The following is a 25123-nucleotide window of genomic DNA, read 5'->3' as shown; positions in this document are numbered from 1 at the left end:
GGTCAGGTTGTGTGTATTGATTGTTCTAACCACTTGGTCTTTGCGTTGTGCCTGCCTCAACTAATATAGTTACACTGTCTTTGCTGCACCCATTAAATAAAACGCCTATACAAAGCTGGACTTTTGAAGAGGCGTCTGTTGTTCGAATTGGCCGCTCTGTTAGCAACGATGTTGTCCTCTATAGCGCGGTCGTTTCGCGTTACCATGCGGAGCTACATCAAACGCCTAACGGTTGGGAAATCCATAGTGTGGGGACTAACGGCACTTTCTTTGCTGATCAGCGGTTCGAAAAGAAAGTTGTTGAAGATGGCCTCGTGATCCGTCTAGCTCGCTCTGGTCCCAGCATTCAGTTCAATATAGTTTCTCAGCCAAAAGCGGTGCCTTCTATACCTGTCCTAACAGCTCAGCAAGAGACCTCGCAGAAGGCTTCTTAGCGATAAGTGTGACTGCTTGCATAAGTCTTCTAGAGAGAATTCTCTAGCACCCGCTTGGGTAGACCGGTGAGCAGTCGTGCTAAGTTCTTTTCATTAGGATAGACAGGTAGTATCGAATTAATATGGCTCGAGGTGATCAGATCTACGCAATGCGAGAGGTGGCGGGTATTCCCTACGAACACCATGGAATCGATCGCGGCGATGGCAGTGTGATTCACTACAGCAAGCAAGACGAAGCAGTAATCAAGCAAACACCTCTCGCAACCTTTGCTAGAGGTGAGGCGATCAAAGTGAAGCCCCAACCAACTGCATTTATCCCTTCGCTGGTAATCGAGCGAGCTGAAAGTCGATTAGGGGAGAAAGAGTACGATCTGTTCTTTAACAACTGCGAGCATTTTGCCAATTGGTGCAAAACAGGACGGCATGAATGCGATCAGCTCAACAACTTTGGGTTGAACTTAGAGCGGGTCAAGCTACCTGAAGTGACTGATCTAGCCCGTCAAGCAGCACGCAAAGCAGCTGGGCAATCGCCTAGGGATGAGTCACCACAAAAGACATATGCGCTATTCCAGACAGCGCTAGAAAACATCGCGATCGCAACTCAAACGCTACTACCTGCGTACGAACAGGCCATGCGCGATCGCACAACCTGGCAGCAGGTCGCCCAGCGCGCGTTAAGTAAAGATCGAGAAGATCTAGCCCGCGCTGCTCTTTATAAAAAAGTCGCAGCTGACAAGAAGGCAGAAGATATCAAGGCAAAGCTAAGTCAGCTATCTGATCTGCAGCTAAACTTGGAGCAAAACCAGACGTTCTTGCAAAAGCAACAGATACGTTAGATTAGCGGTCGATTTAGATTAGCAGGATAGCAAGTGTCCTAATGTACTTAGAATTCTTACCAGTCTAGCTGGCTGCTATTATGCGGCGGTTGTAGTCCATCAACCTGACCTAGGCAACTCGACAGATGCGATAGAACAAAAGTCAAGTATTGCCTTTCTGGTGCTAGCTAAGTCGACTAGAGTTTAGAACACGTTAAAGCTGCTCTTGGTCTTCAATCAAAGTGATTTGGTTCTGAGCAATGGTGGCCCACTCTGAGTTGCCTTGGGTTAGGTATATATTGCTTGCTGTGGTTAGCAGTTCCTTCGCCGCTTCATAGCGTTGCAAATCTGCAAAAGCCAGCGCTTTGGCATAGTAGGCATGCGCAAAGTTTGGCTGTAAGTTGATGGCAGCATCAAACGCTATGACAGCAGGGGCAAGAATGTTTTGTCTTACAAACGATACGCCTAGGTTGTAGTGGGCCTCGGCATAGTCTTTGTCTAGTTCGATAGCATTCTCAAATGCTTTTTGAGCGTTGCTGTACTGCTGCTGGCTTAGATAAAGTAGTCCAATTTGATAGTGCGATTTAGAAGCTGAGGCAGCTTGAGTTATGCCTTGATTAAAAGAAGCAAATGCAGCAGCTAGATTACCCTCTTTCTGGTGTAGCAGTCCCATATTGTAGTGAGCGATGCCTAGTTCAGGATCTAGCTCAAGCGCGCGCAGGAGATAGTCTTTTGCCTGACTGACGTTGTCGCCTTCTAGCAAGGCTGCTCCTAGGTTGACATAGCCCAAAACGAATGCTGGATCAGCTTGGATAGCTTGCCAAAATGAGTTGGCAGCGGCCTGTAGCTGTTCGTCTTGGCGAAGGGCGAGTCCTAGATTGTAATGGGCAGCCACTGACGAGGGATTGAGACTGACCGCCCTCTCAAAAGATCGAATCGCGGCAGGAACGTTATCGGCTCGGATGAACTCAATCCCTTCTGTGATGGCCGCGAGCACTGGCTCACTTTCGTCCTGTGCAGACTCAGACTGCTTGTTTTGTTTAGAGAGTGGAAAAGTATCGGCTTTAAGAGTTTCGCTTTGACAAGCACGGTGAAGCAACGGGGTGATGTTGATAGCGATCGCAGCTATCAACATCAAACAAGCACGGTAGCGGCTGATTAGTGTCAAAATTACGGCCTTCATACTATGGCTAACTACTTCCTTTGAATCTGATCTGAAGCGTTGCTCACACAACTCCAGAGTAATTTAGATGGACCACATCCATCTGATCGAAGTACCTGTTATTACCTATTTGTTCTCACCTAATTTCCTAATTTATAGAGACGTCTGATAAAGTGCTATCTACCTACAGCTATCCTAGGCTATCACGTCTTTAATTTGAATGGTTGAAGTACTTTTGTTGGCCAATCCCTATACCATGCTCAACTTTACTGACACACCTTATCGTAGCAATCATAGCAAAGTAAGAATGATCGATTGTGCCTCAACAAAACGTGGGATAGGTGGCGATATCATGTAGCTTCTAAGACGATCTACCCAAGGTGATCCATTACCTTGAACATTGGTAAATACATTGCTACTAGAATTGAGCCGACCATGCCGCCCAAGACAACAATCATGATCGGCTCCATGATACTCGTTAGCGCCTTCACGGCTTGCTCCACTTCATCTTCATAGAAATCAGCTACCTTCATTAGCATCTGATCTAGTTCGCCTGTTTCTTCACCAATCGCAATCATCTGAATTGCCATCACCGGAAACACGCCATGTTCTGCTAGCGCCGGGCTGATCATTCCCCCACTCTGAATTTCAACTTGAGCGGCATTGATTGCGTTTGCAATTACCTGATTTCCGGATGTATCTCGAACGATTTCTAGCGCAGTTAAGATCGGTACTCCCGATCTAGATAGTGAACCAAACGTTCGGCAAAATTTCGCCGTAGCGGATTTCTGAGATAAATCCCCAAATAAAGGTATCTTCAAGAAAAATCCATCCATCGTTACTCGACCAATTGGCGTCTTGTAGTATTGCCTATAGACGAACACCAGCACTGTAATAATTCCAATTAAACCTATAACTAGATACCAAGTCCGCAGTAATTTGCTGATTCCCATTAAGACTCTGGTAAATATCGGTAGCTCTGCGCCCAAGTCAACAAAGATTTCCGCGAAGATCGGTAGTAGAAAGACGGTTAGACCCACAAAAATAGCGACCGCTAAAAAGCCGACTGTTACCGGATAGGCCATTGCCGATTTGATCTGATTTTGCAGTCGATTTAAATCTTCTAGTAGCTTCGCTAATCGGTTTAACACCTCATCTAGCACGCCACCCACTTCTCCCGCCTGCACCATGCTCACATACAAATCGTCGAAGCTATCAGGATGCTTCCGCATAGACTCGGACAAGCTAGTTCCTTGCTGTACGTCCGAGTTGATCTGCATAAGCGCGATCTTTAGCTTAGGATTAGGACATTGATCCGATAGAATACCAATGCCACGTACAAGCGCCACACCCGAGGAGACCAATGCGGCAAACTGGCGTGAAAAGACGGCTTTGTCTTTCACCGTCACTTTAGTCATCGAAGTTTGAATATCGGTAAAGCTGAAGCTTATTCTCTTATCTTCCTTGATATTTTGGATATATATCCCCTGACTTCTAATCAGAGTACGTGCTTCAGTGGGTGATTCAGCTTCTACTTTTCGGCGGATCGATCTTCCTGCCGTATCTCGGCCAGTTGCTACGTAAGTAGGCATAGTTTTCTTCTATTGGATAGAACAGGGCAAATAAACAAAAACGGCTGGTCGATCAACGTCGACTTGCTCTAGCAGGTGCTTTTATCGTTGTCGACAGACCTCCGATCAGACGCTGTAGCTCTTCGGGGCGGGAGGTCTTTGATATTGCCGACTTAAAGCTGATGACTTTGTTCTTGTATAGGTCAGCTAGTGCCATCTCTAAGGTCTGCATCGCTAGGCGGCCACCCGTTTGAATGGCGCCGTAGATCTGAGCAGTTTTTCCTTCTCGGATCATATTAGAGATGCCAGGGGTTACCACCATGATCTCCTGCGCCATCACTCGACCAAATTCCCCCGGTTTTGGATTTGCCTTCTCCACCAAACATTGGCTCAAAACAGCCACCAGAGAGCTAGAAAGCTGTACTCTAATTTGTTGATGCTGTGTGGGTGGAAAAACATCTACGATCCTATCTACAGTCTGCGCTGCTGAGCTAGTGTGCAAAGTGCCAAATACTAAATGACCTGTTTCCGCTGCTGAAATTGCTAGAGAAATAGTCTCTAAGTCTCGCATTTCACCCACTAGAATCACATCTGGATCTTCTCTTAGTGCGCCTTTGAGCGCATTCGAGAAACTTTTTGTATCTTCACCGACCTGCCGCTGATGAATCAAACTCTTGATTGGCTCGTACACAAATTCGATAGGGTCTTCTACCGTTAAAATATGTTCAGCTCTAGTCGCGTTGATATAATTGATCATTGAAGCTAAGGTTGTTGTTTTGCCAGAGCCGGTTGGTCCAGTTACTAGCACCAACCCTCTGGGTTTTTCTGATAGCTCAGTCACGATGGGTGGCAGCCCTAATACGTCCATGCTGGGGATTTTGGAACTTAGCGCTCTTAAGCAGGCCGCGTATGTGCCCCTATCTTTATAGACATTGACTCTAAAGCGAGCCAACCCACGAACACCATAAGAGCAGTCCAACTCCCAGGTCTGTTCTAGTATCTTTCTTTGTGAGTTGTTCAGCATGCTGAATATGAGTCGCTGACATTGCTCTGCTGCCATGGGCGGGTGATCTGTCGGCGTCAGATGGCCACTAATCCGGATATACGGTGGCAGTCCTGCAGACAGATGTAGGTCAGAGCCTCCTCGCTCAACGACTTCTTCCATCAAGTCTTCAATCATCAGTTCCATATTCGATATCCTCTTTATCCTTCAGTACTTTGGCGTTAGTTCTTAATATGAGACTAGGATTGTTGATCCTTGTAGCGTGGTGTCAGACAATAAGGACATTCCAGCCATTCGTGGTGAAGCTCAGCAGTACAGTGGCTGCAGGAGAGCACACTTTTGCGCTTGGCCTTCAGTTCAGCCTCAAGTCCTTTATCAGTAAAAGTGACCCGTTCAACTTCTTCTAAAGTGGTGTGGCCTTCCTTCACCAGGTTCAAACTGTAGGCCAACAAAGTATGCATCCCTTCTTCTACGGCAATCTCCTTGATTTGTTCAGAAGGGGCATCTTCTGAGATGTATTGCTGCAGCCGCTCTGTTATCCGCATTACCTCATATACTCCTACTCGGCCTTTATAGCCGCTGCCGCCACACTTGCCACATAGCTGCCTGGCTTCCTTTAAAGCATCTATCTCATTGGCAGGTACTTTGTTCGCTCTGTAAAAAGTCATCTTGTGATCTTTCGGAGCGCTTAATCCATACCGAGCTAGACTCTCAGGTGTCGGTTGATAGGCAACCCGACAGTCTGAGCAGACTCTACGAACTAGTCTTTGGGCTAACACTCCAATCAAGGAGTTCGCGACCTGAAAGGCTTCAACGCCCATTTCTCCAAGTCTTGCTACAGCGCCCGCTGCGTCGTTTGTATGCAGAGTTGTCAATACCAGATGTCCGGTGAGTGCTGCCTCGATTGCTGTCTTGGCAGTTTCAGGGTCACGAGTCTCACCTACTAGAATTACGTCAGGATCCTGTCTCAAAAAAGATCTTAGGATGGTAGCAAAGTTCATTCCCTTCTCACGAATGACCTGAACCTGCGTGATACCTGGTAGCGCATATTCGATGGGATCTTCCGCAGTACTAATATTGACCCCAGGGTCGTTCCGTTCTGAGAGAACTGAATAGAGGCTAGTAGTTTTGCCTGAACCAGTCGGTCCGGTAACTAAGATTAGTCCAAAAGGCCGCCTGGCCATATCTTGAACAATATTCAGAGTTTCTTCATCGGTAATCAAGGCTCCTAAACCCAGCTGGGTAGAAGAGTTATCCAGGATTCGCAGTACAACTTTTTCCCCGTAGCGGCTAGGCAGTGTGCTAACTCGAAAGTCTACTTTACGGTCTTGAAAGACCCGTCTAATTCTTCCGTCTTGAGGTAATCTTCTCTCTGCAATGTCTAGTTCGGAGATGATTTTCAACCGGGCTGTGACCGCAGAAACAATTTTCCTTGGAAGGTGAGGAAAAGCCTCTCTAAGAACGCCGTCTTTACGAAAGCGAATCCGCAAGTACTCTTCTTGGGGCTCGACGTGAATATCCGAGACTTCTTCTTGAAGTGCTTTGACTAGAATTTTGTTGACCAGCGCAATAACAGGCGCTGCTCCTGCGTCCTGTAAGGCCTCTTCTAAATCGGTATCGGTTTCTTCAACATCATCTTCTAAGCTATCGGAATCAAGATCGAGATCTTCTATGTTTGTGCTGACATCAAGCGGGGAATTCGTCTTCTTAGAGTTTTCGGCTTGTAATTTCTCTTCTTTCTCCTTAGCAACTAATTCATCTAGAAACCTTGCCATCAGACGCTGATAGTCTTCAACAGTTATCACCATGCGCTGAAGGCCAAGGCTCTTTTGTCTAAGAATACGATTCAAGTCATCTTGAGCTTCTAAATTCTCTGGATCGACCATTGCGACCAATACAAACTGTTCTCCCTCCTTTTCTAATCGAGTGAGTGGTACTAGGCGGTGTCTACGGCAAATGTCGACTGGTATCAGGTTATCGATGAGCTGGTTGACTTGACTTTCAGAAATTTCTTCGATCTCAGGATCGAGAGATTCGACACCATAGAGGATTTTGAGCTCAAAGAGCTGCTGCGTTTTGTACTGACGCACCAGCTCTGGCGATAGCTGTTGGCCTGCTATCGACTCGATGACCTCAATTAGTGCTTTGCCTGATTTGCGACTCTCGACTAATGCTTGCTGCATCTGAGGTCCGTTTACAAAGCCTGTCTGTATAAGTTTGCTACTAAAGGGCGAAAAGCTCTTTTGCAGTACAAGCGCCTTCCGAGGAGATAGAGAATTTGTCATTGGGCGATGCGAAGAGATTTCTTCCGAGTGTGCCCACATAGATAGGTATAGAGCTCAGGCAAGGAATCTAAGCAATATCTGCATAATATATACAGTCTCTACCGATATGGAATGGCTGATGTCTTTTGTGAAAAGCGATCGCTAACACGCTCAGAATCACTAAGCATCATTTCGGATACAGAATTAGGCTATAGATAGGGATAACCCAATACGGAAAACCGTTCCTAAGGTGGAGCATGCCCTTTTAATATGGACAGGGTAAATAGGGCTCAGGTAGACTTTTCTTGACCTAGTTTTTTTAGCCTAGGAATGAGTAACGAGATGATGGACGCAGATACGAACGACAATCAGCAAAGCGCTGACGAGAACGCTGAAAACATAGAGGAACTTCGTGTGGAAGATGCTTCAGCGGACGTTGATTTTGACCAAATGCTTGATTCTACCAACGAACCGACAGGCAGTGAACCGACAGGTGACTCTACTGTAGGAAAGGCTTCGCCAGAGGGAGATATTTCTTTTGAGGAGGCCTTTAGCGCTGAGGCAGAAGCGAGAGTCGCTTTGCAGCAGCAGATAGAATCTCTACAAACTCAGTTAGAAGAGCGAAACGGACAGTTTGCACGTTTGACAGCTGATTTTGATAATTTTCGCAAGCGTACGGTGAAAGAGCGCGAGACGCTTGAAGAGCAAGTGAAATGCAATACGATTAGCGGTTTACTTGAGGTAGTAGACAACTTTGAGCGGGCCAGGTCTCAGATAAAACCGCAAGGTGAAGGCGAGCTTTCTATCCATAAAAGCTATCAGGGTGTCTATAAGCAGCTAGTAGAGGCGCTAAAGAAGCTAGGGGTGTCGCCGATGAGATGTGAAGGCAAGGAGTTCGATCCAAATTTGCATGAGGCCGTAATGCGTGAGCCGACAAACGACTATCCCGAAGGGACTGTTATCGAGGAGTTTGTCCGTGGGTATGTTCTAGGAGAGCGCGTTCTACGCCATGCAATGGTTAAAGTAGCGATGCCGCTAGACTCTACTGCTGAATCCGGGTGACTAGTCTCTCGAGACAGAAGCTAGCTCGGTTGGGTTTGGCATAACCAACCTTCACAAGAGCTGTCCGAGCAGATTATGGGAAAAGTTATCGGTATCGACCTAGGCACTACTAACAGCTGCGTAGCTGTGCTTGAGGGTGGCAGTCCTGTGGTTATACCGAATTCTGAAGGTGGGCGGACAACGCCTAGTATTGTGGGGTTCGCTAAAGGAGGAGAACGCTTAATTGGCCAGTTGGCAAAGCGTCAGGCAGTGACAAATGCGGAAAATACTGTCTACAGCGTTAAGCGGTTTATTGGCAGGCGCTGGAAGGATGCTGAATTGGAGCGATCGCGCGTCCCTTACAACTGTGTGAAAGGAAAAGATGACACCGTCGATGTGTCAATTAGGAAAAAAAGCTTTACCCCTCAAGAGATCTCGGCGATGCTGCTGCAAAAGCTTAAAGGCGATGCGGAAGCCTACTTGAATGAACCGGTTGATCAAGCTGTGATTACGGTCCCAGCTTATTTTACCGATGCTCAAAGGCAAGCCACTAAAGATGCAGGTGCGATCGCGGGCCTAGAAGTCCTGCGCATTATCAACGAACCTACAGCCGCTGCGCTGTCCTATGGTTTAGATAAACAAGAGAAAGATCAGACTATTTTGATCTTTGACTTAGGCGGAGGAACCTTTGATGTTTCTATTTTGCAGCTCGGTGATGGTGTTTTTGAGGTGAAAGCGACCTCTGGTAATAACCAGCTTGGTGGTGATGACTTTGACAACTGCATTGTCAATTGGATCATAGAAGCCTTTCTTCAGCAAGAAGGCATGGATTTGACTCATGATCGTATGGCCCTTCAGCGAATTCGAGAAGCGGCGGAGAGGGCGAAAGTCGAACTTTCAACGATGACAAGGACCTCTATCAATTTGCCATTTATCGCCGCCGATGAGACCGGCCCAAAGCATTTAGAGATGGGGCTAACGCGATCGCAATTTGAAGGACTAGCTGCCGCGTTGGTTAAAAACACGCTAGAGCCAGTCAGGCAAGCGCTCAAAGATGCTGAACTTAGTGCAGATGACGTTGATCGAATTCTGCTAGTCGGCGGCTCTACTAGGATTCCATCTGTTCAAGCTGCAATCACCAAAATCTTCAACGGTCAATCACCTGATCGCTCAGTTAACCCAGAAGAAGCGGTTGCTCTAGGGGCGGCTATTCAAGCTGGTGTCCTAAGTGGGGAAGTCAAAGACTTACTTTTGCTAGATGTCACACCGCTATCTCTAGGGATTGAGACGCTAGGCGATGTCTTTACCAAGATCATCGAGCGCAACACGACAATTCCCACAAGTAAAACTCGGATCTTTTCGACCGCTACCGACGGTCAAACATCTGTGGAAGTCCATGCGCTTCAAGGTGAAAGGGCTATGGCTAAAGACAACAAGAGCCTAGGTAGATTCGAGCTAACTGGCATTCCACCCGCCCCTAGAGGTGTGCCTCAAATCGAAGTCTCTTTTGAGATAGATGCTGACGGTATCCTACAGGTTGCTGCAAAAGATTTGGGAACTAACCGTGCTCAGAGTATCAAGATCACCAACCGAGGTGGCCTGTCTCCGGTGGAAGTTGCCCGTATGCAAGCGGAAGCCGAAGTATATGCGAGCGAAGACGAGCAGCGCAAAGTCGTCGCGGATCTACAAAACCGAGCAGATGCCCTTTTCCACAGCTACGAGACGACACTGCGCGATCGCGCTGATAGTATTTCTGAGGAACTCAAGGCTCAAGCAAAAGCGAAGGCAGAGGCGCTAAGAGTGGCTGTGAAGACCGAGAACGCGCAGCCTGCTGATATTGCCCCAAAGATAGACGCACTGCAGCAAAGCATTTTTGACATTGGTGCTGGTATCTATCGCCAAGCTACTAAAGGTATTGCAAGCAATAGCGATTCTACTGATCAGATGCCAAGAGCAAGTATGGCTGCTCATGTTGACTTAGCGATTGAATCAGAACCGACACACCCAACATCTACTCATCAACTGCCTATTGAGCCAGTCGACGCGAGTGCAGTCGCAGAAACGAACGTTAGTAGGCAAGCATCACAGCCTGGAATAAAGACCTCTCATCTAGCCCAAAGCTCAAAGGAAGAGGCTGCTACTGCCTTTAATGTAGAACCTAATCTAGAACCAAGTGAAGAATTCGCTATTGATCAGACAATTGCTACTGAATACGAAGCTATTGACTAAGATTAGGCAAAATACGAGAGCGTCGGTTTGGTGGACGAGTATGGAGGAGTAGGGTTGGAATGGGTGAAAGCCGCCCTATGGAGCAGAAGGTTTGCTATACAATGGTTCAATATATTTTGATCTACGAATTGCACATCCTCTTTTTGACTGACGTTTTATGGCCCGTGATTACTACGAAACTTTGGGTGTCTCTCGCAGCGCAGAGCAAGATGAGATTAAGCGCGCCTACCGTAAGTTAGCTCGCAAGTATCATCCAGACGTCAACCAAGATCCAGGAGCAGAAGAGACTTTCAAAGAAGTCAGTCGCGCCTATGAAGTCCTCTCAGAGCCAGAGGTGCGAGCCCGCTATGATCGATTTGGCGAAGCAGGTGTAGGCGGTGCTGCTTCGGCAGGTGCGGGTGGATTTCAAGATTTCCAGGATATGGGCGGATTTGCCGATATTTTCGAAAGCTTTTTCAATGGATTTTCAGGGCAGCCGGGACAGCAAAGAAGACGAGGTCCCATGCGTGGTGATGACCTGCGTCTCAATCTCAAGTTGGACTTTAAGGAAGCTGTTTTCGGTGGCGAAAAAGAAATCAAGATTAGTCACCTTGAGACCTGTCCAACCTGTACTGGCTCGGGTGCCAAGCCGGGAACTCGACCTAGAAACTGTACAACCTGTAGTGGTTCTGGCCAAGTAAGACGGGCGACTCGTACACCGTTCGGTATCTTTAATCAGGTCTCGACCTGTCCTACCTGTAATGGTAGCGGTGAGATTGTTGAGGATCGATGTGAAACCTGTGGTGGTAGCGGCCAAAAGCAAACAACCAAAAAGCTGAAAATTACGATACCTGCTGGCGTTGAAAATGGGACTCGATTGCGGGTGTCGGGTGAGGGCGACGCTGGTAAACGCAACGGACCGGCGGGCGATCTTTATGTTTATTTGGTGGTTAATGAAGAGTCCAAGTTTAGAAGAGAAGGCATTGATATTCACTCCGATCTAAGCGTGAGCTACCTGCAGGCGATTCTAGGCTGTGAGTTGGAGGTGGAAACGGTTGATGGGAAAGTGTCTATGCAGGTACCTGCTGGAACACAGCCCAATACTGTTTTGTCTTTGGATGGGCGCGGTGTACCAAGGCTAGGAAATCCGGTTAGCCGTGGTAAGCATTTGATTACGGTGAAAGTAGACATTCCTACTCGGCTTAAGTCTGGAGAAAAAGAGTTGCTGACTCAGCTCGCGGAAATTCGAGGCGACTTAGTAGGTAAGAACAAGAAAGAAGGGTTTTTGGGGGGGCTATTTAATGGGTAGCCATGTAGATCATCGTATAGATCTAAGAGGAACGCCCTGTCCCCTGAACTTTGTGCGAACGAAGCTGACTCTAGAAAAGATGGAACCGGGATCGTTGCTAGAAGTCTGGCTAGATCCGGGAGAACCGATAGAGCAGGTGCCCGATAGTCTCCGAATGGATGGCTATGGCGTGGAGTCTGTTGCCGACCATACGGCCTATTTTTCGGTGCAGGTTCGCCGTCCGCTGGATCTGTGAGCTTAGATACGACGAGAGCGGGTACGGCAAGTTCAGCGGAATCCTCTATGTCCTGGGGTGCTGAGACTTTGATCGGTACGGTGGTCTCTATCAAGGCGAATTACTACTCGGTGCAGCTAGAAGAAATAGCTGAGCAAACACTACCTAATGCTTCCTTTGAGGAGAAGCCAATTTTGCTGTGTATCCGTCGAGGATTGCTCAAGAAGCTTGGGCAGCAGATTATGGTAGGCGATCGCGTCACCGTAGAAGAACCTGACTGGCAAGGCAGGCGGGGGGCGATCGCATCAGTCCATCCACGGCAAACTTTCTTAGACCGTCCGCCCATTGCTAATGTGGATCGAGTGCTGCTAGTGTTCGCGATTGCCGAACCTAATTTAGACATCTATCAGCTTAGCCGGTTTTTAATCAAGGCCGAGCTAACAGGATTAGGGATCACGCTTTGCCTAAACAAGTGTGATTTGGTTTCTAGAGATACCAAGGTCCGCTGGCAAAAGAGATTGCTTGAATGGGGCTATATGCCGCTGATGGTGAGTATTCTGGATGTTGCTGAGCTGCCTGCAGCGTTATTGACGGTGCTAGAGGGTCAGATCACCGTGCTAGCAGGGCCCTCTGGCGTGGGCAAATCTAGCCTCACCAATCGGCTAATTCCAGCACAAAATTTGAGAGTAAATGCGGTGTCGGGTAAGCTAAGTCTTGGCCGCCATACGACTCGCCACGTAGAACTTTACGAGCTACCAAAAGGGGGTTACCTCGCAGATACCCCGGGATTCAATCAGCCAGATATTGTGACGACGGCCGAAGCTCTCGGCAGTCTTTTTCCTGAGATTCGCCAGCGCCTGACAAACCAACACTGTCAGTTTAGTAACTGCCTGCATCGCGACGAGCCAGGATGCGTGGTCCGAGGAGAATGGGAGCGTTACGAACATTATCTGCTGCTGTTAGAAGAAGTGACTAAGCAGCAGCAGGCACTTTTGCACAAAGGAGAAGCTGAAACCACCGAAAAAGTCAAAATGGTAGAAGATGGCAAGATTTTGCATGAGCCTAAATTAGAAGCAAAGAAGTATCGGCGGATATCACGCAAGACTCGCAATCAGGCCTTCCAAGAGCTGTGCTTGGATCTATCAGAGATCGAAGATCTTGAAGACCTTGAGGATCTCGAAGATCTGGGTCGATAGGTTGAGATCAGCTTTGCTCAGCGCAGTATACGATCAAATCAATTTCTACATCGCCAAACCCAGCTAATCCGGTCACGCCGACGGTTGTACGTCCAGGATATCTACCTGCGGTGAAGCGACTAGAGTAGATTCGATTAACCGTTTCGTAATAGCGAAAATCAGTGACGAAAATTCGCGACATAACTACGTTTTCGAAGCGGGTACCTGCATGATCTAGCACGAGCTGAAGGTTATCCATTACTTGCTCGGTTTGCTCATTGATAGAGCCTTTGACGACTTCGCCTGTATCAGGATCTTCTGCTAACTGACCAGTGACGAACAAAAAGTCTCCGGCGCGAACTGCGTGAGAATACGGCGCGACGGGCGGCAGTTTGCCTTTTGGGAGCGTAATGAATTCCAGCATTTTCTCAAAACAATGAACGGTAGATAATTCATGCCACTGCTGGTCTCAAACCAGATGCTCAGCAGTGCGTATGGATCAACGGCTAATGGATCAACGGCTAGCTGTGCCAGGCAGTAACACCACCCGGTTTATCGATCAAGGTAATGCCCTGTGCTTTCAGCTCGTCTCGGATTCGGTCCGACTCTGCATAGTTTTTAGCCTGTTTTGCGTTGGCGCGTTGGGCAATGAGCGTTTCAATCTCAGCTTCGCTAAGCACTCCTGCATCAACCGATTCGATCGCTTGCGCCTCTAAACCCAGTACGCCTGCAAGTGTGACTAGCGTTTGCCACTGCTGTTGAAGCTCAGCTGGGTTAGCGTCGGCAGCTCCCTCATGGATAATCACATTGCTTTGACGCTGAAGTTCTTTGGCCAAACCGAACAAGACTGCGATCGCCCCAGGTGTGTTGAAATCATCATCCATCGAGATTCGAAACTGTTCTACCGCTGCCTGGTCTAGAGCATCAACTGCAATCTCGTCGGCTGCTGCTTTTGCCCAGCCTAAATCTTCACCGTGCCGTACGCCAAAATTTAGCCCTTCATTTAGCGTTGACCACCCTTTCTTGGCCGCAACAATAGCTTCTTCTGTGAAGTCGAGCGGCATCCGGTACTGAGATTGCATCACGAACATGCGTACAGCCATAGGATCTGGTGCGGCTTCTGCATCAAGTAGGTTGCGGATGGTGGTGAAGTTGCCCAAAGACTTTGACATTTTAGTGCCGTCTACATTCACCATGCCGTTATGCATCCAGTAGGTCGCTAGCGGTTTGCCAGTGGCCGCTTCAGATTGAGCAATCTCATTTTCATGGTGAGGGAACTGAAGATCTGCGCCACCCATATGGATATCAATGGTGTCTCCTAGGCGATCGCGTACCATGGCACTACATTCAATATGCCAGCCAGGACGCCCTGGGCCCCATGTCGATTCCCAAGCCGGCTCATCTGGCTTCGCCGACTTCCATAGCGCAAAGTCAAAGGGATCTTGCTTAATAGAGTCTGCCTGCGTTCCGACTCGGCCACTACGTCCGGCTTCCATATCGTCAAGCTTGCGGCCTGAGAGCTTACCATAGCCCTCGAACTTACGCACCGAATAATACACATCACCTTTAGCAGAGTAGGCATAGCCTTTTTGCTCTAACTGATGAATTAGGCGTTTGATGCCATCTATGGTGTGGGTGGCATAGGTATACTCATCAGCTTCTAAAATATTGAGCCGTGCCATATCTTCAAAATAAGCTGTCGTATATTCCTTGGCAACAGCTTCCATTGAAGAATTTTCTTGGCGAGCCCGGTTCAAGATCTTGTCATCAATGTCGGTGAAATTTTGAACATAGCGTACGTTATAACCACGCCAAGACAGATATCGACGAATCGTATCCCATACAATGTAAGAACGCGCGTGCCCAAGATGACAATAGTCATAGACAGTCACCCCGCAGCAGTACATGGTCACCTGTTCAGGGCTGAGTGGTTTGAAGGCTTCCTTCTGACGAGAAAGCGTGTTGTAGATGACTACGCTCATGGATTGTTAGAGTATGCTCACGGGCCTAAGAGAATGCGAGGCGATCGCTCAAGCAAATACTTGAGTAAGTTTATTGGTAGAGACTCAAGAATACATTAGGACTTCCACCACAATGCCTTTTTAACCAGCGCTTCCTTTAATAGACATAAACTTAGCCCCGCAACTTTGATTGAATACGTGATAATTGAGCCACAAATTGTCTTAAGTCACAAATTATCCGCACCTCATCCTACTCATTCATCTAGTTAACAGATTTTCTATGACTGCTACAACGCTTGCTCCCAATAAACCTATGGATGCTTCCAAGCATGGCCTACCCGTCACAATTATCACCGGCTTTTTGGGCAGCGGTAAAACTACACTGCTCAACCACATCCTAACCAATCAAGAAGGGCTCAAAACAGCAGTACTCGTCAATGAATTTGGTGAAGTAGGTATAGATAACGATCTGCTGATCAAGACAAGTGATGACAATATGGTAGAGCTGAGCAACGGCTGCATTTGCTGTACGATTAACAACGATCTATTAGAAGCCGTCTATAAGGTTCTAGAACGCTCAGACAAAATTGATTATCTAGTCGTAGAAACTACGGGTCTGGCCGATCCGCTCCCGGTTGCGCTGACCTTTCTAGGAACAGAGCTGCGAGATCTCACTCGGTTAGATTCGATTGTGACGGTGGTCGATGCCGAGAACTACAGCTTAGATTTGTTCAACTCTCAGGCCGCTTACAACCAGATCGCCTACGGTGACATCATCCTACTGAACAAGATGGATCTAGTCGATGAAGCCGACGCCGACAGTCTAGAAATTAAGCTACGCGATATCAAGGAGGATGCTCGGATCCTTCGTACGAATCATTCAGAAGTCCCGTTGCCTTTGATTTTGAGCGTCGGTCTGTTTGAATCAGATAAATACTTTGGGAAGGGCGCTGAAGACAAAGAGGCAACGGAAAAGCATCATGACCATTCCGTTGATGATCACGACGTCCACGATCACTCGAGTCACGGTCCTGGCCACGAGCATTCAGGCCATGATCACGACGCCCACAGCCACGATGCCCATGACCATGCTAATTGCGATCATGATCATGGCCACTGTGAGCACGACCATGATCACAGTACTCATTCCCATTTAGATATTGATGGCTTTACTTCTATTTCTTTTGACAGACAGCAACCTCTAGCCATCCGCAAGTTTCAGTACTTCTTGGATAATCAATTACCTGCCTCTGTTTTTAGAGCAAAAGGCATCCTGTGGTTTGATGAGAGTCCTAAACGCCATGTCTTTCACCTCAGTGGTAAGCGATTCTCGCTAGAGGATGAAGAGTGGGCAGGTCGTCCTAAGAAGAATCAGCTAGTGCTGATTGGACAAAATCTAGACGAAGAAGCGCTACGTACCCAAATTGAGAATTGCTTTTGTACCGAGTCAGCCGAGCGTGGTAAAGGCTTTGGTCGATAGCGTCTTAGCTAATAGACTCAGCATTAGATGAGGGTTTTGATCCAGCGGGTAAGCTCCTCCCAAGTCGTTGTAGATGGCGAAGTCGTTGGCGCTATTGGCCGTGGGCTAACTCTACTCGTAGGCATTGGTCCAACAGACACCGAAGCTGAATTAGCATGGATGGCGAAGAAGTGCCTGAGTCTGCGGTTGTTTCCTAATGACTCGCAGGACCGATTTGACCAGTCAGTCAGCGAGATCAATGGAGAACTGCTGGTGGTCAGTCAGTTCACGCTGTATGGCGATGGACGCAAGGGCAGGCGACCTTCGTTTGCGAATGCTGCGCCCCCTGCTCTGGCTGAGAAGCTGTACGAAAAATTTCTGTCGATACTGCGCCAGAGTGGACTGAAGGTAGAAACTGGCAGGTTTGGCACCATGATGCAGGTGTCCATTGAAAATGATGGACCCGTAACGCTATGGCTAGAGAAAGAGAGGTTAGAGAACAAGCAGGATTAAAAAGGGGACTAGAGACAGAAGCCAAGGAAATATAGTCCAAGAGCATGCGTGATCATAGCAGCACTATAGCTCTACCCTTTCTTGATCATTTATAAATTCAATCGGAAATCACTGGATACTTCAGCCTAAATTTTAACTACGCTGTTAAAGTTAAGAAATATTTCTTCGACGTTGCGTTTTGTTGATATTCGTCACGTCGAAAGCTGGAGCCAATCATGACTAAGCAAGTCGTTTTCTGTGATTTTGACGGCCCGATCGTAGATGTATCTGAGCGCTATTATCAAACCTATCGACAGGGACTGCGAGCGATCGCATCTATCCACGTGCAACAGACTAGAACGACTTTGCCGATCAGCCCATTATCAAAGCGTCATTTTTGGCAGATGAAACAAGACCGGATGGCTGATATCGAGATTGCTATCCGTTCTGGTATTCCAGCTACCTGGTTTGAGCCGTTCATTGAGCAAGTCAAGCAAATTGTGAACCATCCAAGCCTGCTGCTATGCGATCGGATACAACCTTCCGCACAAGCGGCGCTGCGCCATCTACGGCAATCGAATATTCGCTTGGTTCTAGTGACATTGCGCCATCCACAGCAGGTGAATGCTTTTTTGCAGCAACAGGGAGTGGCTCATTTGGTTGATGAGGTGTATGGCCTCTTTGATATGAATGCTGCCTACGTGAACCGAGTTGAACAGAAATGTGAGCTGTTAGCCCAGGCGATCGCCCAGCAAAAGGTGAAGGGCTATCGAACGCATACTAGCTGGATGATAGGCGATACTGAAGCGGACATAATTGCAGCTCGAGGTATGGGTCTATCAGCAGCGGCTTTGACTTGCGGCGTGCGTAGCAAGGCTTATCTACAAAAGCTAGAACCCACAGCGATCTATGATGAATTGCTATCAGCAGCAAAAGCTGCTGTACAAAGAGCGAACTTACAGGTAGCCAGTCTCTAATTGGGATTAGTCTAGAATTTTAGCCTCTGTTCCTTGAATCTTTTGTGGGATATCCGATGCTTACAAGCGCAGTTAGTTCTTGATCTCGTAGCGATTCCACCACTGTTTGAGTGGATAGTAAAGGACAGGTGCCCAAAGGCTACTTAAAATAGCTGAGCTAAGAGCTACCCGTTGGTAGTACTGCCAAATAGAGCTAAGGCTAGTGTAGAGAGCCTCCTCGCCGAGTAGATATTGACCTGCTAACTGTAAGGCCATGATGCTCTCGGTGAGAATAGCTAGCCCAAAAACGATGATCGCAACAGAAATGAGATCCGTTCGCACAAGCTGTCGGTGCCGCAGTCGAGCTGTGACGATGCCAGCTAATGCCAGCCCCACAGTATGAGTTGGGAAACGACCCGTCAATGCATCTTGTAGTAGACCAAGGGCAATACCAGCGACCATGCCGTCAAACGCTGTGCGGCGGATGCTCCAAACGACGACCCAAACCAATAACCAGTTGGGACCAACTCCCAAAATGTCCATTCCCGGCAGCCTAGTCGGAAGAAGTAACAGACATACCAGCACTGATCCGACTGTAAAGAGCCAGTCCCAAATTTGTTGGCGGGACTTAGGACGTCTAGCTGAACGTTTAGAGCGATAGAAACTCATGAAACGGTAATAGCCTGCTATTGAGGATCGCGAACGATTTCGGCAGGAACGGCGTCTACATCTAACTTAGGAGAATAGGGATTGATACTTACCCACTCTAAATTGCTGACCGGTACAGAAAGCTGAATAATAGCTTTTGGCGCAGGGCTATTACTCAAATCGAGAGAGGCGATGCGCCCAATTGGAATGCCTTGTGGGAAAAGACGGCTAAACGATGAGGTAACAACCACATCACCGACCTTAACATCAGGAACTTTCTCAAAGAAGAACATCGTAGCTTGAGTATCTGCTTCGCCTCGAATATATCCGGTTGAACGACTGCGACTAACTTTGGCACCAACTTGACTGTTCGGATCGCTTACTAGCAGCACTCTAGAAGTATTCGGCGTGACCGTCGTAATTCGACCAATCAATCCGCCTGGCCCGGTGACAATATCTCCCGCTTTGACATTGTCGCGGCTACCTTTATTAATCGTAATCTGTTGCCACCAGTGATCGGCGCTGCGCCCGATCACCGCTGCTAGTGTCGTAGTATTTAGCTCACTGTCTTTTTGATAGTCAATCAGCTCGCGTAGCTTCTGATTTTGATTTTCCAGCTCTACAACCCGCTGCTGTAAATCAAGCACATAGGTATTGTCTGTTTGAACGTTCGGTGCAGGCGCTAGATGAAAAGGTTTGGTGACGTACTGATAGGCTTCGTAGATGAGTATGCCATTGGTCTGGCGAATTCCCCAGGCAGACCCAATGGCCAGAATAATCAGAACTCCTCTAAGTGCGTTTTTATCCCACCATCGTCTTAGAGCAAACATCTAGGCTACTTTTTGCTTAACTAACTGCTTCGGATCAAACTACTCTAGCTCAGGCTGCTTTCGATTCAGGCTGCTTTAGACCAGGTGTGAAACTGAATGCTCTAACACTCAGTGACGACGATTGACTGCTACCGATTTGATAAATAGCCATAACAGCTCGAAGAGGTCATCTTAGAAGTCGCGAGAGCGAGCGCTAAAGATTCGTTCCATTTTGTTGAAGTTCTCAAGCGCTCGGCCCGTCCCTAGAACAACGCAGCTCAACGGGTCAGCCGCGACATGAACCACAATACCGGTCTCATGAGAGATCAGTGTATCTAATCCTCGAAGTAGTGCGCCGCCTCCAGCCAGCATAATTCCTCGATCAATGATGTCAGCAGCTAGCTCCGGTGGTGTATTCTCGAGGGTCCGCTTAACCGCTTCGACAATAACAGACAAGGGCTCAGCCATACTTTCACGAATTTCTGGGCTCTTAACAGTGACGGTTCTAGGCAACCCAGAAAGCATATGGACGCCGCGTACTTCTAGTGAAGCCTCATCATCCTCAGGGCCTGGGTAGGCAGAGCTAATTTTGACTTTGATCTCTTCTGCAGTGCGATCGCCAATATCGAGATTATTCACCTTCTTCATATACTGCTTGATCGAATCAGTGAGCTTATCGCCTGCCACTCGCACCGATTCGCTACGTACTATGCCTTGAAGGCTAAGGACGGCAACTTCGGTTGTCCCGCCGCCAATATCGACAATCATGTTGCCGGTGGGCTCATCGACAGGTAATCCTACTCCAATTGCCGCAGCTACGGGCTCATCGATTAAAGACACTTCCCTCGCCCCTGCTTGCAAGGCCGCTTCCATCACCGCTCGACGCTCTACACCCGTAACGCCACTAGGAATACCAATGACCACCTGCGGAGAGACTGAGCCTTTGTTCTCATGTATCTGGCGTATGAAATGTTTTAGCATCACCTCTGCAGTATCGAAATCTGCAATCACGCCGTCTCGGAGCGGACGAATAGCTCGAATGTTACCCGGTGTGCGTCCTAGCATCTGCCTAGCAGCTTCCCCCACGGCAAGAGGACGTCTGGTACTTTCATCAATGGCAACTACCGAAGGTTCTTGCAAAACGATTCCCTGACCTGAAACATAGATGAGGGTATTTGCTGTACCAAGGTCGATACCCATGTTACGAGAGCGGGAAAAGCGATCAAATAAGGCCACAAGTTAAGGGTCCGTAATAGCGGTTGATACTGATATTTCTAGCAATCAGAATGAATCTTATTACGTTTCATATCGCGCGTCTAGTCGATATTTCCGGCTCTATACGGTTGCGCTATAGATTCAAGTCCTAATCAATATGACGTAGATCACTCTTATTCAATCGCCTATCTCTCAATTGTTTAAGAAAGCTAAGGTGTCTATAAGAGTAGGTCGTCAGTCAGATCATTTGTTCGCTGCTGTAGTAGAATAACTATAATAGTAGATTTGTACTAGTGTAGCTCTGTGGAGCTGACTCTATGAAAATGGCTCTGCATAGACTAGGTATATCGATAGTCTTGTTTTAGGTAGCCGTAGTTTACTGTAGTATGGCAGCTTGTTAGAGAAGGACGTGGGCTGACACTTATGAGCGTAAATGTAGTGACTTTAGTTGGACGAGTGGGTCGTGACCCTGAAGTTCGTTATTTTGAGTCTGGCAATGTGCTAGCAAAGTTTGGTTTGGCAGTAAATAGACGTAGCCGTAATAGCGACCAACCTGATTGGTTCAATATAGAAATTTGGGGTAAGCCTGCCGAAGTCGCAGCGAACTATGTACGTAAGGGTAGCCTGATTGGAGTTACGGGTTCTTTGAAGTTGGATAGCTGGCAGGATCGCAGCACGGGCGCAACTCGAACGAGTCCAGTCATCCGCGTCAATGATTTGAACCTACTTGGCTCTAAGCGAGACAACGAAGCGCCAATGGCGTATGGCAATGACGAGTTCTAGGTAACACCTATCTAGAAAAAGCAGGTTCTGGTAGTGCAGTTTGCATGTGCCCAAGCCATTCAATTAGATTTTCTATCTGCTTCTCTGGCTTCACGGCCCCTAAGCCGCGTACGGTCACTTTGCCAGGAGCATAGACAAAGCGAGAGCGCAAATGTGCAGGTACCTTCTCATGCAGTAGGGCCCAAGCAGGTTTTTCCATCGGCGTTTCGAGTACGACGTGCTGCTTGTCTTCAGTTCTAATTCGAGAGAAGCCGAGCGGCTTGGCAATCTGCTTAAGCTCTAAGACCTTGACTAGCTGACCAACAGCCGATGGCAAGCTGCCATAGTGATCGTTTAGATCAGCCACAATTTCTATCAGCTCACGTCTAGTGCTAGCGCCTACTAGAGATCGATAGACACTCATCTTCTGGTCAAGTTCAGGAATGTAGTCAGCAGGAATAAAAGCAGTCACTTTTAGATCGACTTGGGTTTCATCTACCTGGGGAATTTCCTGACCGCGAATCTCAGCAATAGATTCTTCTAGCATATCCATATAGAGATCAAAGCCAATGACTTCCATCTGCCCTGATTGTTGAGCGCCAAGTAGGTTGCCGATTCCACGAATCTCCATATCGCGCATGGCTAGCTGATAACCCGATCCTAACTGGGTAAATTCTTGAATGGCTCTAAGCCGCTTACGCGCTTTGTCAGACAGTTGGTTTTGTTTGGGAAAAAGTAACCAGGCATGAGCCTGAATACCGGATCGGCCGACCCGACCACGGAGCTGATAGAGCTGCGAGAGACCAAATTTTTGTGAGTCTTCGATGATGATGGTGTTGACTCTAGGGATATCAAGTCCTGATTCGATAATAGTGGTGCAGACCATCAGGTCCGCGTCGCCGTTGCTAAAAGTGAGCATAGTAGCTTCGAGTTCACCTTCGGGCATTTGGCCATGCGCGATCGCCAGTCGAACCCCCGGCACCGCTTCCCTAATCCGACCAGCCACTTCCTCAATGCCCTCTACGCGCGGTACGACATAAAAAATTTGTCCGCCCCGGTCGAGCTCCTGTCGAATTGCGGTGCGCACTTTCTCAGGATCGTAAGGCGATAAGTGAGTCTTGATCGGACGGCGAGAAGGCGGGGGTGTAGTGATCAAACTCATCTCCCGGACGCCAGAAAGAGCCATGTATAAGGTTCTAGGAATTGGCGTAGCGCTGAGTGTCAGCACATCTACTTGGGCCTTCATTGCCTTGATTTTTTCCTTTTGGTTCACCCCGAAGCGCTGCTCTTCGTCTACGACTAGCAGCCCGAGATCTTTGAACTTTACCGTTTTACCCAGAAGCTGATGGGTGCCGACAACCACATCCAATTCGCCGGAAATCAGCCTTAGCAGAATGTCTTTACGCTCTTTAGCCGTACGAAAACGGTTCAGCAGCCCGATTTGAATAGGGTACGGTGCGAAGCGCTCTTTCAGCGTATGGTAGTGCTGCTGCGTCAGAATCGTTGTTGGTGCGAGCAGCGCTACTTGCTTCCCAGCCGTCACAGCTTTGAAAACGGCACGCAGGGCAACTTCGGTCTTGCCAAAGCCTACGTCCCCACAGACCAGACGATCCATCGGTCGATCGCTTTCCATATCCCGTTTGACATCTTGAGTGGCTTTGAGCTGATCGGGTGTAGGGTTGTATGGGAAAGAGTCTTCTAATTCTTGCTGCCAAGGCATGTCTTCGGGATAAGTGAAGCCTTGCATTTGTGATCGCTGGGCATAGAGCTTGAGTAAATCGACCGCCACTTTCTTGATGGCTTTGCGTGCTTTGCCCTTGGTTTTCTCCCAGGCTTTGCCCGTCATCTTATTTAGCTGCGGTCTTTGCTCTACCGAAGTGCGGTAGCGTGAGAGCGATCCCATCTGATCGACGGGCACACGTAGCAGGCCATCAGCGTATTGAATAACAAGATATTCGCGGGTCTCTTTATCGACTGTCAGACTCTCAAGCTTGAGAAACTGACCGATACCGTGATTGCGGTGAACGATGTAGTCTTTGGGCCGTAGCTTATTCGGATCGACCTGTTTAGAAGCAGCGCGCCGCCGTTTTCGAACATAGCTAGGTGTGGCTAGGGTGTGCTGTCCGAAGAATTCGCGATCAGTGACAACGACAATGCGAAAGGTAGGTAGAACAAAGCCTTCGAGTTCGGCTAGCCCCGAGTATTTGACCGCAATCGGAATGCGCTGATTTTGCAGCTTGTCAATGGCTGGAAAGTCTTTAGGGTTAGGGATGAATTGAGCGGGGCAATCGTGCTCTTGTAGCAAAGCGACAGAGCGAGAAGGCTGAGCAGAGATTAACCAAGGGAAAAACTTACGATCGCGCTCTTCCTTCAAGATATCTGCTAGCTTGCCAAACTGATGCGGCAGGATTGGCACGGGTCGACTAGCCAAATTTAGCCCAACTCCCTCCTCAGCCAGTTCAGAAATTTCAATCCGCTGAAAAAGCTCAATCTCTTCTAACGCCTGAGAGAACGGCCTATGAACTTTGGGCAAGCCACCTGAAGGTAGCTGAATTTCTACATCTGCTTCAAAGGCATCTAGCGCCTCTTGCCAACGATCTTCGACCGTCTCAATCCAGCGCTCAGCGTGAGCCAAACATTGGGCAGGCTCATCGATTACCACTAGCGTGTCGTCCGGTAGATAGTCCAAGATAGACGCAGGCGATTCGAACGCTAGTCCCATAAATCGACGGGCACCCTCTATTTTGCCAGTCGCCGCAAAGGTTTCTTGGGACTCTTCAGTCAGTAGATCTTCTAGCAGTTCTTTTTCTTCCAACGCCGATAAAATCAACGGGCCGTAGTCAGTCGTTGTCAACAGCAGGGCTTCGATCTTGTCAAGCGATCGCTGATTAGCTGGATCGAACTCTCGCAGGCGCTCTAGCTCATCGCCAAACAGCTCCATACGCACTGGCAATTCTGCTGCCACGGGAAAAACATCGATAATGTCTCCCCGCTGACTCCACTGCCCTTCTACTTCAACAGAAGAGACTTTCTCATAGCCCAACTTAGCTAAGCTCAACCCGAGATCTTTTAAATTAAGCTCCATGCCCAAAGTGATCTCTAAGCAGTACGGACGAAAGGCTTCGACCGGGGGGAGATGCGGTTGCAGCGCTCGCTCGGTTGTAACAATCGCCATCGTGCCTAGGTGCTTTGACCCTAGCGGCATATTTTCTGGGTTTGCTTTGCCATTAATCAAGTCAGAGAGGACTTGAAGCTGACCCCAAATCAATTCTGATTCAGGGTCAAATACATCGTATGGCGAAGACTCTGACGTGGGATAAAAAGCAACCGTAGCCCAGCCCATAGCTTCTAGCTGCGCCGACCATCTACCCGCTTCTTCTAGGGTGGCTGTAACCACCAGCATCGGTTTATTTTGCGTCTGTGCTAAGGCTGAGCTGACGAGTCCTTTGGGGAGTCTAGGTGCGCCTGTAATCGTCAGGGTTTGCTGCTTTTCTAATTTTGCAACCAGCTCTTGGGCTAGGGGGGAACGTGCGATCGCACGAGTAATCGAAGAAAACGCCATGAAAAATTAACTCAAAGAGCAAACCACTAGCAGCAGTCCAAAACCACTGCCAGTAATTATTCT

General features: G+C 48.2%; 21 protein-coding genes. 11 read left to right on the top strand and 10 right to left on the bottom strand.

Translation table 11 applies throughout. The features are described from left to right. The first annotated feature begins 47 nt into the window (after nucleotides 1-47). Nucleotides 48-434 carry an FHA domain-containing protein gene (locus tag S7335_RS16460; RefSeq protein WP_050765909.1) on the top strand — a complete coding sequence of 129 codons (387 nt, stop codon included), beginning with the start codon at nucleotides 48-50 and terminating at the stop codon, nucleotides 432-434. 122 nt (nucleotides 435-556) lie between these two features. After that, nucleotides 557-1270 carry a lecithin retinol acyltransferase family protein gene (locus S7335_RS16455; protein WP_006453501.1) on the top strand — a complete coding sequence of 238 codons (714 nt, stop codon included), beginning with the start codon at nucleotides 557-559 and terminating at the stop codon, nucleotides 1268-1270. A 193-nt stretch (nucleotides 1271-1463) separates the two neighbouring features. On the opposite strand, the gene S7335_RS16450 is transcribed toward S7335_RS16455, so the two are convergent. The 4 genes from S7335_RS16450 to S7335_RS16435 form a co-directional block, all read right to left on the bottom strand. Further along, nucleotides 1464-2432 carry a lipopolysaccharide assembly protein LapB gene (locus S7335_RS16450; RefSeq protein ID WP_006453694.1) on the bottom strand — a complete coding sequence of 323 codons (969 nt, stop codon included), beginning with the start codon at nucleotides 2430-2432 and terminating at the stop codon, nucleotides 1464-1466. 350 nt (nucleotides 2433-2782) lie between these two features. Then, a complete protein-coding gene (locus tag S7335_RS16445; protein WP_006456529.1) occupies nucleotides 2783-4003 on the bottom strand; it encodes a type II secretion system F family protein in 1221 nt (406 codons plus the stop codon). Nucleotides 4004-4055: 52 nt separating this feature from the next. After that, entirely contained in the window at nucleotides 4056-5171 is a 1116-nt protein-coding gene (locus S7335_RS16440; protein WP_006456171.1) for a type IV pilus twitching motility protein PilT, read from the bottom strand. A gap of 53 nt (nucleotides 5172-5224) precedes the next feature. Then, a complete protein-coding gene (locus tag S7335_RS16435; protein WP_038016427.1) occupies nucleotides 5225-7270 on the bottom strand; it encodes a GspE/PulE family protein in 2046 nt (681 codons plus the stop codon). Between the two features lie 309 nt (nucleotides 7271-7579). Here S7335_RS16435 and grpE point away from each other — a divergent pair, with 309 nt between their 5' ends. From grpE to rsgA, 5 genes are all read left to right on the top strand, one after another. After that, nucleotides 7580-8311: a nucleotide exchange factor GrpE gene (gene grpE / locus S7335_RS16430; protein WP_227500014.1), complete on the top strand. Its 732-nt coding sequence runs from the start codon at nucleotides 7580-7582 to the stop codon at nucleotides 8309-8311. Between the two features lie 75 nt (nucleotides 8312-8386). Then, complete coding sequence (dnaK, locus tag S7335_RS16425) at nucleotides 8387-10519, top strand: molecular chaperone DnaK (RefSeq protein ID WP_006454110.1); 2133 nt, start codon at nucleotides 8387-8389, stop codon at nucleotides 10517-10519. Nucleotides 10520-10676: 157 nt separating this feature from the next. Continuing rightward, nucleotides 10677-11807, top strand: a complete 1131-nt coding sequence (gene dnaJ / locus S7335_RS16420; RefSeq protein WP_006457287.1) for a molecular chaperone DnaJ — start codon at nucleotides 10677-10679, stop codon at nucleotides 11805-11807. Then, nucleotides 11800-12042, top strand: coding sequence for a sulfurtransferase TusA family protein (locus tag S7335_RS16415; protein WP_038016425.1), 243 nt, complete (start codon nucleotides 11800-11802; stop codon nucleotides 12040-12042). Before dnaJ ends, S7335_RS16415 begins: the two co-directional genes overlap by 8 nt. Nucleotides 12043-12089: 47 nt before the next feature. Beyond that, a complete protein-coding gene (gene rsgA, locus S7335_RS16410) occupies nucleotides 12090-13217 on the top strand; it encodes a small ribosomal subunit biogenesis GTPase RsgA (protein WP_006454362.1) in 1128 nt (375 codons plus the stop codon). A gap of 7 nt (nucleotides 13218-13224) precedes the next feature. Here the strand turns inward: rsgA and S7335_RS16405 are convergent, their stop codons facing one another. Both S7335_RS16405 and cysS read right to left on the bottom strand, forming a co-directional pair. Next, nucleotides 13225-13620 (bottom strand): RidA family protein, encoded by a 396-nt coding sequence (locus S7335_RS16405; protein WP_006454440.1) that lies wholly within the window; start codon nucleotides 13618-13620, stop codon nucleotides 13225-13227. Between the two features lie 97 nt (nucleotides 13621-13717). After that, nucleotides 13718-15178, bottom strand: coding sequence for a cysteine--tRNA ligase (gene cysS / locus S7335_RS16400; protein ID WP_006454383.1), 1461 nt, complete (start codon nucleotides 15176-15178; stop codon nucleotides 13718-13720). A 259-nt stretch (nucleotides 15179-15437) separates the two neighbouring features. On the opposite strand from cysS, the gene S7335_RS16395 reads away from it, so the two are divergent. The 3 genes from S7335_RS16395 (at nucleotide 15438) to S7335_RS16385 (ending at nucleotide 18085) form a co-directional block, all read left to right on the top strand. Further along, a complete protein-coding gene (locus S7335_RS16395; protein WP_006454546.1) occupies nucleotides 15438-16637 on the top strand; it encodes a GTP-binding protein in 1200 nt (399 codons plus the stop codon). 27 nt (nucleotides 16638-16664) lie between these two features. Continuing rightward, the gene (dtd, locus tag S7335_RS16390) at nucleotides 16665-17129 is read left to right on the top strand and encodes a D-aminoacyl-tRNA deacylase (protein ID WP_038016422.1); all 465 of its coding nucleotides are present in this window, start codon (nucleotides 16665-16667) and stop codon (nucleotides 17127-17129) included. A 215-nt stretch (nucleotides 17130-17344) separates the two neighbouring features. Continuing rightward, complete coding sequence (locus tag S7335_RS16385; protein ID WP_006456497.1) at nucleotides 17345-18085, top strand: HAD family hydrolase; 741 nt, start codon at nucleotides 17345-17347, stop codon at nucleotides 18083-18085. A 72-nt stretch (nucleotides 18086-18157) separates the two neighbouring features. Here S7335_RS16385 and mreD read toward each other — a convergent pair whose 3' ends face one another. From mreD to S7335_RS16370, 3 genes are all read right to left on the bottom strand, one after another. Then, nucleotides 18158-18733, bottom strand: a complete 576-nt coding sequence (gene mreD, locus S7335_RS16380; protein ID WP_071776934.1) for a rod shape-determining protein MreD — start codon at nucleotides 18731-18733, stop codon at nucleotides 18158-18160. A gap of 17 nt (nucleotides 18734-18750) precedes the next feature. Beyond that, nucleotides 18751-19542, bottom strand: coding sequence for a rod shape-determining protein MreC (mreC, locus tag S7335_RS16375; RefSeq protein ID WP_006455763.1), 792 nt, complete (start codon nucleotides 19540-19542; stop codon nucleotides 18751-18753). Between the two features lie 171 nt (nucleotides 19543-19713). Next, a complete protein-coding gene (locus S7335_RS16370; RefSeq protein ID WP_006457558.1) occupies nucleotides 19714-20721 on the bottom strand; it encodes a rod shape-determining protein in 1008 nt (335 codons plus the stop codon). A gap of 438 nt (nucleotides 20722-21159) precedes the next feature. On the opposite strand from S7335_RS16370, the gene S7335_RS16365 reads away from it, so the two are divergent. Continuing rightward, complete coding sequence (locus S7335_RS16365; protein ID WP_038016412.1) at nucleotides 21160-21519, top strand: single-stranded DNA-binding protein; 360 nt, start codon at nucleotides 21160-21162, stop codon at nucleotides 21517-21519. A 7-nt stretch (nucleotides 21520-21526) separates the two neighbouring features. Here the strand turns inward: S7335_RS16365 and mfd are convergent, their stop codons facing one another. Beyond that, on the bottom strand, nucleotides 21527-25060 hold the full coding sequence (mfd, locus tag S7335_RS16360) for a transcription-repair coupling factor (RefSeq protein ID WP_006454601.1): 3534 nt from the start codon (nucleotides 25058-25060) through the stop codon (nucleotides 21527-21529). Nucleotides 25061-25123 lie beyond the last annotated feature (63 nt).

Source organism: Synechococcus sp. PCC 7335, assembly GCF_000155595.1.
GTDB lineage: Bacteria > Cyanobacteriota > Cyanobacteriia > Phormidesmidales > Phormidesmidaceae > Phormidesmis.
Note: the sequence above shows the minus strand (reverse complement) of the source record. Positions and strands in the feature narration are given on the sequence as shown.

Excerpts from the sequence above, each read along its gene's own strand:
- mreD (WP_071776934.1), bottom strand. The coding sequence starts at position 18,733 with ATGAGTTTCTATCGCTCTAAACGTTCAGCTAGACGTCCTAAGTCCCGC.
- mreC (WP_006455763.1), bottom strand. The coding sequence starts at position 19,542 with ATGTTTGCTCTAAGACGATGGTGGGATAAAAACGCACTTAGAGGAGTT.
- S7335_RS16415 (WP_038016425.1), top strand. The coding sequence starts at position 11,800 with ATGGGTAGCCATGTAGATCATCGTATAGATCTAAGAGGAACGCCCTGT.
- mfd (WP_006454601.1), bottom strand. The coding sequence starts at position 25,060 with ATGGCGTTTTCTTCGATTACTCGTGCGATCGCACGTTCCCCCCTAGCC.
- dnaJ (WP_006457287.1), top strand. The coding sequence starts at position 10,677 with ATGGCCCGTGATTACTACGAAACTTTGGGTGTCTCTCGCAGCGCAGAG.
- S7335_RS16370 (WP_006457558.1), bottom strand. The coding sequence starts at position 20,721 with ATGGGTATCGACCTTGGTACAGCAAATACCCTCATCTATGTTTCAGGT.
- cysS (WP_006454383.1), bottom strand. The coding sequence starts at position 15,178 with ATGAGCGTAGTCATCTACAACACGCTTTCTCGTCAGAAGGAAGCCTTC.
- S7335_RS16445 (WP_006456529.1), bottom strand. The coding sequence starts at position 4,003 with ATGCCTACTTACGTAGCAACTGGCCGAGATACGGCAGGAAGATCGATC.
- S7335_RS16385 (WP_006456497.1), top strand. The coding sequence starts at position 17,345 with ATGACTAAGCAAGTCGTTTTCTGTGATTTTGACGGCCCGATCGTAGAT.
- S7335_RS16405 (WP_006454440.1), bottom strand. The coding sequence starts at position 13,620 with ATGCTGGAATTCATTACGCTCCCAAAAGGCAAACTGCCGCCCGTCGCG.
- S7335_RS16365 (WP_038016412.1), top strand. The coding sequence starts at position 21,160 with ATGAGCGTAAATGTAGTGACTTTAGTTGGACGAGTGGGTCGTGACCCT.
- S7335_RS16450 (WP_006453694.1), bottom strand. The coding sequence starts at position 2,432 with ATGAAGGCCGTAATTTTGACACTAATCAGCCGCTACCGTGCTTGTTTG.
- dtd (WP_038016422.1), top strand. The coding sequence starts at position 16,665 with ATGAGGGTTTTGATCCAGCGGGTAAGCTCCTCCCAAGTCGTTGTAGAT.
- S7335_RS16440 (WP_006456171.1), bottom strand. The coding sequence starts at position 5,171 with ATGGAACTGATGATTGAAGACTTGATGGAAGAAGTCGTTGAGCGAGGA.
- S7335_RS16455 (WP_006453501.1), top strand. The coding sequence starts at position 557 with ATGGCTCGAGGTGATCAGATCTACGCAATGCGAGAGGTGGCGGGTATT.
- dnaK (WP_006454110.1), top strand. The coding sequence starts at position 8,387 with ATGGGAAAAGTTATCGGTATCGACCTAGGCACTACTAACAGCTGCGTA.
- grpE (WP_227500014.1), top strand. The coding sequence starts at position 7,580 with ATGAGTAACGAGATGATGGACGCAGATACGAACGACAATCAGCAAAGC.
- S7335_RS16395 (WP_006454546.1), top strand. The coding sequence starts at position 15,438 with ATGACTGCTACAACGCTTGCTCCCAATAAACCTATGGATGCTTCCAAG.
- S7335_RS16435 (WP_038016427.1), bottom strand. The coding sequence starts at position 7,270 with ATGACAAATTCTCTATCTCCTCGGAAGGCGCTTGTACTGCAAAAGAGC.
- rsgA (WP_006454362.1), top strand. The coding sequence starts at position 12,090 with ATGTCCTGGGGTGCTGAGACTTTGATCGGTACGGTGGTCTCTATCAAG.